The following is a 1,343-nucleotide window of genomic DNA, read 5'->3' as shown; positions in this document are numbered from 1 at the left end:
GTCGTACAGATAATCACCCACATACACCGCCTCAGAAGGTTTGAGTTGCCACTCACGACATAGTTGCTGCAAGGCTCCTGGGTGAGGCTTTGCAGGGGCACACTCTCTGGTTAATATCGTGTCAACTTGTAGTCCCACTTGCTCTAACTTACGACGAGTTGCTTCTCTTGAATTTCGAGTCACTATCGCAGTTTTTAATGCTCCTATAGAAAGCTGTTCAAACAAACTTTCTACTCCAGGAAGCAGTTCAACTGATCGCGCATCGGCCATTTCGTGTTGATAAACAATGGCATTTGCCGCTTCTTTATCTTTGCCTTGCAGGGCATCGATGTAGGCCAAAATATCTTCGTCAGGCGGGCAACCCACATCTTTTCGCATTCGGTCAAAGTTGAGACTCGAGCTGACCAGCGTTCCATCAAGGTCAAAAATGATGGCTCTAATCTGTTCCGACACACACCGTGGAATTCTCCTCAAGCAACTCACTGACTCGCTCCATTTTGAAATCAAAGACTAAGAGCTAAGAGTGTACTGAAGATATATTCATAAGACCAAAGAAAACAAAAAGCGTGGCTCTCGCCACGCAAAAAACATCCTTGTCTAGCTTCACAACCAACAACTAGCATCCGATAAATCTGATGTCCTCAATTAATCGTCATCCTCACAGCGCTCTTCCATTCGCTTTAGCTTCTTCGATACCATCGCTTTAAGCTCGGCTTTCTGCTCCTCATTTAACACCGCGTGTACTTGCTGGCGAACACTCGCCATATTAAGGATACGAGCCTTAACTTTCTCAGCAGCACTTGTCGCCTGCTCTTCTGCTTGCTTCATATAATCGGCAGCGTCCGGGTCCAAAGACATCATGGCACGCATTTTCGGGAAGCCTTTTCTTTCCTTTCTGAGCTCTTTCATGGGAGCCAGAATTTCCTCAACCTGCACCTCTTGCTCTTCGCTTAAGTCAAGGCGCTTGAGCATTCTTTCCATTTTGTGGTTCATGCCATGCTCTTTATAGTGCGGCCCTGCTGTCGCAACCGCTGCAGACCCTGCGATGACCATCGCTAAACTCAAACCTAATAACTTCTTCTTAGTAAATAGACGATTACTCATGATTTCTTCCTCTCAATGATTTTTTTAATCGATTTGTTATCGACTGATAATCATTGTATTCATTGCTATGTAAATCGGGGTCTAGTAAACGTAAAGTCTCTGTAAAGATTAAATAGAAGGTAAAAAGCCTATGCTAGACTTCAAACAATTCCGTAAATCAATAAAGGTTTGATATGAGTGCCAATATATTACTCATTGAAGATGATACCGAGATCAGTGAGCTTCTAAGTAGCCTGCTA

Annotated in this window: 2 protein-coding genes; both read right to left on the bottom strand. The window is 43.9% G+C overall.

Features of this window, described 5'->3' with window-relative positions:
- On the bottom strand, positions 1–453 hold a 453-nt coding region (locus A3761_RS21660; protein WP_068750857.1), incomplete at its 3' end, for an HAD family hydrolase.
- A 192-nt stretch (positions 454–645) separates the two neighbouring features.
- Positions 646–1,104 (bottom strand): Spy/CpxP family protein refolding chaperone, encoded by a 459-nt coding sequence (locus A3761_RS21655; protein ID WP_068750855.1) that lies wholly within the window; start codon positions 1,102–1,104, stop codon positions 646–648.
- Positions 1,105–1,343: the final 239 nt, after the last annotated feature.

The organism is Oleiphilus sp. HI0123 (genome assembly GCF_001635315.1).
The sequence above is the reverse complement of the archived record's forward strand: the minus strand, read 5'-3'. Positions and strand labels throughout refer to the sequence as shown.

Bases quoted from the DNA above. Each gene is read 5' to 3' on its own strand.
- A3761_RS21655 (WP_068750855.1), bottom strand. From the start codon at position 1,104: ATGAGTAATCGTCTATTTACTAAGAAGAAGTTATTAGGTTTGAGTTTA.